Annotated in this window: 6 protein-coding genes; 2 read left to right on the forward strand and 4 right to left on the reverse strand. The window is 43.8% G+C overall.

Going from position 1 to position 6,429, the window contains the following annotated elements:
* Window positions 1–242: 242 nt before the first annotated feature.
* The 4 genes from AABK37_RS10895 to AABK37_RS10910 form a co-directional block, all read right to left on the reverse strand.
* Window positions 243–542, reverse strand: a complete 300-nt coding sequence (locus AABK37_RS10895) for a DUF7734 family protein (protein ID WP_432551594.1) — start codon at window positions 540–542, stop codon at window positions 243–245.
* Window positions 543–627: 85 nt separating this feature from the next.
* On the reverse strand, window positions 628–3,120 hold the full coding sequence (locus AABK37_RS10900; RefSeq protein ID WP_432551588.1) for a filamentous hemagglutinin N-terminal domain-containing protein: 2,493 nt from the start codon (window positions 3,118–3,120) through the stop codon (window positions 628–630).
* 267 nt (window positions 3,121–3,387) lie between these two features.
* Entirely contained in the window at window positions 3,388–3,984 is a 597-nt protein-coding gene (locus tag AABK37_RS10905) for a DUF3177 family protein (RefSeq protein ID WP_432551589.1), read from the reverse strand.
* A gap of 389 nt (window positions 3,985–4,373) precedes the next feature.
* Window positions 4,374–4,619 (reverse strand): Calvin cycle protein CP12, encoded by a 246-nt coding sequence (locus AABK37_RS10910; protein ID WP_432551590.1) that lies wholly within the window; start codon window positions 4,617–4,619, stop codon window positions 4,374–4,376.
* A gap of 252 nt (window positions 4,620–4,871) precedes the next feature.
* On the opposite strand from AABK37_RS10910, the gene AABK37_RS10915 reads away from it, so the two are divergent.
* Window positions 4,872–5,141 carry a hypothetical protein gene (locus AABK37_RS10915; RefSeq protein ID WP_432551591.1) on the forward strand — a complete coding sequence of 90 codons (270 nt, stop codon included), beginning with the start codon at window positions 4,872–4,874 and terminating at the stop codon, window positions 5,139–5,141.
* A 19-nt stretch (window positions 5,142–5,160) separates the two neighbouring features.
* Window positions 5,161–6,375 carry an FIST signal transduction protein gene (locus AABK37_RS10920; RefSeq protein ID WP_432551592.1) on the forward strand — a complete coding sequence of 405 codons (1,215 nt, stop codon included), beginning with the start codon at window positions 5,161–5,163 and terminating at the stop codon, window positions 6,373–6,375.
* Window positions 6,376–6,429: the final 54 nt, after the last annotated feature.

A 6,429-nucleotide genomic window follows, 5' to 3' on the forward strand; every position in this document is an offset into this window, starting at 1 on the left:
AATATTAATTGATTGGGATTTATGATGATTATTCATAATAAGTTAACATAATTTTGTCAATCGGATACAAGCAGTTTTTCTGTTAATGGTAACGCTCGCGCGATCGCATAAACAGAAATTAAAACCAATGAAGGCACGGGTTAGGCTACTATCACCATAGTTTTTGATGTAAAAGAGCGAAAACGATAGCTGGATGTATGAGGCGATCGCGAAGAGCGAAACTTTATTTACCTTCATACCCCTTAAACTCCCACCTCTGTTAACAAAACTTGCATAGCTGACCAAGACAGTCCTTGTTGAATATAACGAGGTGTTTGGGGATTGTAAGGACTCGCTACTCGGTCGATACTCTCAATGTTTGCCTCATCTGGCAATACAGGCACATCCGGATCGAATGCAGTTGAGCGCATCAAAGAACTAGAAAAACCTTTAAATATAACAATTTTGTCTTGTTCGCCAGCAATTTCCACCGTTACAACTAAGACTTCTTGGGGGCGTTTGGTAGTATACTGTTCCAGCCGCTTGCTGATAAAATTTTGCATACATTGTGAATTATTACCTAGCTCCTGACCGCCTTGAGGGTATATTAAGCATCGAGAATGCGCTGCTTTATTAACATCTGCTGTTTCACCGTTGAGGGCAACTAGCAGGAGTAGCTTTAAAAGCAGTAGCATTGGATGCAGAAGATATAAGCGTTACTTCTCCTTTATCGTTGAACACCCAACCAGTAGCAGGCACAATTTCCACGGATTTTGGCTTTGAAGGTTTATTAGTGGGTTTCTCTGAACGATACTGCTGCACGGTGATATTTGGCAGACGAGTATCTGACCAAACCACATCACTGCTAAGAGGTTCATCAGGGCTGGGGGGTACACCACCGCGTCCAGTCACGACGAAAGTACTGCCTTCTGAACCAGCAAAGGCATTACAGCTAGAAGCAATTAGTTTAATGTTATCAACTAAACCTGTAGGCAGTTCTACTAATCCTTGGATGGGGTCGATACCCGATGTGTTGAATTCTACCACACCAGCCACCCCACGTTCAGAACTGGCAGTGATGTCACTTTCTAAAGTCGGTAGGGCACGAGACTGAATACCATAAATCCCAGGGGCTGTAATATCTATTCTGCCGCCTCTGCCAGTGAAGGCATTAGCTGAAATATCGCTATTATCACCAGGGACACTAACAATGAAGCCATTAGGAACATTGATAGTGATATTGCCGCCGTTTCCACCAGCGTTTGCTGTGCCTGCGGTAGTGGATATTTTACTGTTGCGACGCAACAGTAATAAGTCCTGCAAATTCAGTGTAATATTTCCGCCGTTACCTGACGCAGTTTCGGCTATGAGTTGTCCTTGGTTATCCAAATCAATAGAACGTGCCTGTACCTGAAGCTGACCTGCAACATTTGAACCTAGACTGCTCACACTAACTTGAGCACCATCCCGAACAACTAAGTTTCCAGTGTTAATCTTCAGGTCTCCACCGACACCAGTGCCGATGAATCTAGACCCCTCAAGTCCTGATGAGGCAAACAAGCCACTGGGAATTGGCCGCTCACCACTGATAAGGGGAATTTTCGCGATTCCACTCAGCTCCACCGATTCCGAGGCATTTACGACCAAATTTCCAGCAGAACCTATACCCAGACTAGCGGACGATACTTGCCCTCCATCTCTAACAATCAGCTTTTTAGTGGTAATCGTCAAATCTCCAGCAGTTTGTGACCCAAAAGTATCTGTAAACAAGAAGCTTTGGGCTCCCCCTATTTCTACCGACTCTGAAGCAGTCACTGCCAAACTTCCTCCCTTTCCTGAAGATGAAGTAGCATTAAGGACTTGTCCACCACCGAAAATATTTAGATTTTTTGTGTCAATAGTCAATTGACCAGCATTTCCCCGGTTCAGAGAGCCTGTAGCGATCAAGCCTCGGTTTACTATATTCACCGAGTCTGTTGCTCGTATTGTTAAGTTTCCTGCATTACCTACACCCTCAGTTCCAGTTCCTACTATGCCTCCATCTTGAATATTCAGGTTCTGAGTTTCAATAATTAAATTCCCACTGTTGCCTCTCGCCCTTGTACCAGTACCCACAATAGAGCCATTATTAATGTTTAATTGCCTTGCCCCAATAGATATATCTCCTCCGTTTTGATTACCTAAGGTGGCTGCAAAAATTACTGACTGATTGGTTGCTGTAACTTGCCCACCCCGCACTTGGATATCACCTCCACCATTACCACTGGCATTGACTGTAGCTGCACCTGATAGTTGGATGTTATGGAAGTTTTGGACACCTTCATATCCCAAAGCCCAACCTTTAATCGTTGGCGTTAGGCTAACCAAGCTTGGGCTAGCGACACTCCCTAGTTCAATCCGTCCCCCTAGAACAGTTAAATTCCCGGATTGGATATCTATATCACCACCTACTAGCGCCAAGGTTCTACCTGGCAACACCCGTAGCTGAGTCGGTCTACTAAAAATGTCTGTTATCCTTGTGTTTACAGATTCCAGTGTTTCCATCACACTTGGTGAAGATTTCAAGGGAGGAAAATTTGTAGTGGGAGGCACTGCTTGCACGAGAATCTTTCCTTGTGTCTGACCAAATTGCAAGCCAATGGGAACACTTACCGTTAGTAGAGGTGTTGTTTGAGGAGTAGTTGCACTAAACTCTGTACCATCGGCAAATTTGACTGCACTGGCAGTACTTGCGAAAAACGAGCCGCCAACGTTTAACAGAGCATTGGGACCAAATACAATGCCATTGGGATTGATTAAAAATAAGTTAGCTGTGCCGTTAGCACGAATCAAACCATCAATGTTAGAAATTGATGAACCGGTTACGCGAGTAATAATATTCTGAATATCAAGAGTGTTGTTGAAGAAAGCCGAACTTCCAGTGGGAACAGAAAACTGTTCAAAGCTGTGGAACAAGTTGCTTCCAGCTTGGGTTCCTCGTTCAATGATTCTAATGTTGTCCTGCGTTGTTACACGAGAATTATTAGGTAGAGTGCTATCTGGGGCAATTTGAGCCACGCAAGTTGTAGAGAAAGTACACGTACTACCTATAGCAATCCCAAACTTTTTTAACCAGTGCGAATAAGTGCTGATTCCAGACATTGTAAACATTAGCCTAGCAGCTTTAACTAAACCATAGTCGCATATCATACCATTAATCATGTATAGCGCTTTGTTTCGGAAACTTATGTAGGGTTACTTTCACACCTCAATTAGACTAATTACTTAAGTAAGAATATTGGAGCAGTAATGTATGATTTTTTACAACAATTTTTTACATGTAAATATTTGTATAAATTTTATACAACTAAAAGTCAAGAGTTTTATTAACTCTTGACTATTGAGTATTGAAGGCGACTATAGCTATGGTTACTGTTGTGTAGCCGATCGCCCCTGCTTGCCTAGCTTAATTAAGACAAAATAGCTTAAGCAAACCACATAAATTATTAAACCAACTATGCCGAGAAAGCCCAAAAACCCCGGCTTGCTATTCGGATGAAAATAGTCTTTAAACAGTAACGGTGCTTCTGCCCAGACGCGACAATAGGGGGTAGCGAAGGCATTTGCCGAAAAAGCACAACCCAAAAAAGGTAGAGTAGCAAGTGCGCCTAAGGCACAATAAACACTTACAGCCCAGCGCCAAGAAGTAAAAATCAGCTTTAAAATACCACTTAGAGTATACTCAATTTCATCGTTGAGATCCACCCAGAACCATAACGAAATCGGAATCAGAATACGAGCCATCGGACCTGAGATAAAACTTACCCCGAACCCACCAATCATCAAGTAAACTGAGATTGCCAACAGACTCGATACTCGCCAGTAAATGATTAACAAGCGTTGTATCGCTTCTGCTTTTTGCACAAACGCCCAAATTAGAAGAATTAGGGGAATAATCACTGTGAATAATACCGCTAGTCGGTAGTCTATCCACACTAACGGGCGAAACCAAACTTCATTAGCCATAATTTTCTCAGTTGACAAAAAAACAAGCAACTTGCAGACCCTATATTTAATGTCTAGCAGAAACTTATAGCAGTGTAAGAGAGAGTTTGCTCTTATTACACTAATCGGCTAAATTCTTAACTCGCTCCCACCACTTTTTTTGCACATTATCGTTTCTTTTCCCCGCAAGTTTAATTCTTCCTCCAAAACTAAAGTTTAGATATTTTCTCTACTTCCTTAGGGAAGTAGAGACTGAGGATGATAAAAACTTTTTAATCGCGGGGACTATGCTTATCGGGGGAGAGAGTGAGATTAAAGAGCGCGAATGCATTTGTGAAAATGCTTTCTATCAGTAATACAGTTCTCAGTTGCTTGCCCACAGTAGCGAAGAAACTCGCTTGCCTCAATTGTTAGTTGTCGTCAATTCGACACTCAATTGCCTCTGGGTTGTCATCACAGTACTGCTCTAAGGAGTTTTTCTTCTTGTTCTGCCGCCGGTGAGAGGCTTCGGCTCGCAGTTCTTCTACTGCATCCCAAGCAGCAGCACATTCGGCGGAGTTATTGCCTGAAGTGTCACAGACTGTACGAGCTTGCTCAATCTCTTCTTGTATTTGGTCATCGATATTGGACTTAGCTGTTTCTGAGATGTTGGTCATTGCTTTAGTCTCGTTATGTGTTCTTAATACCAGTATAGAAAAAGTTTAAAATTGCAGGTTTTTTTTGGATTATTGCTCACCACGCTAGCCACTTAGCTGTTAAAGTTAGTGTTTTAGCCTGATGAACCACTACTATTACAGCAAACTCCGCAATCTATACTGGATTTACTTTTATCTTTTAAGATTTTGCGGAGCTTTTACTACAAAAGAGGAATTATACAATATCTTAAATGCATGTACTAGAGGATGGGAATGGGGAATGGGGAATGGGGAATGGGGCATCGGGCATCGGGCATCGGGCATCGGGCATCGGGCATCGGGCATGGTTTTGCGTCGGCAAGTGAAATACGTCTAGCTTTTTTTTATTCCCAATGCCCAATTCCCAATGCCCATTGCCCGATGCCCAATGCCCATTGCCCAATGCCCATTGCCCGATGCCCAATTCGCAATCGGTTGGCATCATCTGATTGTAGGATGGAATTAATGTGCCCCAAGATGAAAATAATAAATAAAAGAGCCTAAATACAGAAACCGAAAACTAATGGCAGACCAAATGCAGTGGGCAAATGCCCTGTCAACCCGTCCTTCTTTAGAAGCAGCTGTTGCAGATGTTGTACAACGCGCTGTCTCTTCGTTAACAGCGCCTGCGGATCTAGGGCTGGTTTTCATTTCGTCTGCTTTTACGAGTGAATATTCTCGGCTTTTGCCTTTGCTGGCTGAGAAACTTTCAGTACCTGTGTTAATTGGCTGTAGTGGTGGCGGTGTCATTGGCACGACAGATAAGGGACAAACTCAAGAATTAGAAGCAGAACCAGCTTTAAGCTTGACTTTGGCGCACCTTCCTAGGGTGAATATTCAACCGTTTTATATTGTTGCTGAGGAATTACCCGATTTGGATGGTCCGCCAAATGCTTGGCTTGATTTGGTGGGTGTACCTTCATCTCCTACGCCTCAGTTTATCTTGCTGTCTGGTTCGTTTTCTTCGGGAATTAATGATTTATTGCAGGGGCTGGATTTTGCTTATCCGGGATCGGTGACGGTGGGGGGACAGGCTAGCGGCGGTGGTGGTCGAATTGCGCTATTTTGTAACGATCGCCTGTATCGTGAAGGAACGGTTGGCTTGGCTTTAACTGGGAATATTGTTTTAGAAACTATTGTGGCGCAAGGATGCCGACCGATTGGCAAGCCTTTACAAGTAACAAAAGCCGATCGCAATATCATCATTGAGCTCGATGAACAAGTGCCGCTGGTAGTGTTAAGAGATTTGATCGGCAGTTTAAGCGATGAAGATCGAATGCTGGCACAAAACTCGCTGTTTGTCGGTGTGGCAATGGATGAGTTTAAATTGGCTTTGCAGCAGGGAGATTTTTTAATTCGCGGTATTCTAGGTGTAGATCCATCCGCAGGAGCGATCGCAATAGGCGATCGCGTTCGTCCCGGACAGCGCTTGCAATTCCACCTGCGCGATGCTGAAGCCTCCGCTGAGGACTTAGAATTACTTTTACAACAGTATCAAGACCAAAGCGCTTCTGAACCCTCTGCGGTTGCAGCGTTGATGTTTTCTTGTTTGGGACGAGGTGAAGGACTCTACGGCAAACCTAATTTTGATTCTCAGCTATTTAGGCGCTACTTTCATGATATTCCCATAGGTGGATTTTTCTGCGGCGGCGAAATTGGTCCTGTTGCTGGTAGTACTTTTCTCCACGGTTACACTTCAGTGTTTGGAATTTGCCGGGGACTGGGGAGTAGGGAGTAGGGAGTAGGGAGTGGGGGGGATGGGGAGTGGGGGGGATGGGGAGAGGGGGGGATG

It is taken from the genome of Tolypothrix sp. VBCCA 56010 (genome assembly GCF_050875635.1).
GTDB lineage: Bacteria > Cyanobacteriota > Cyanobacteriia > Cyanobacteriales > Nostocaceae > Hassallia.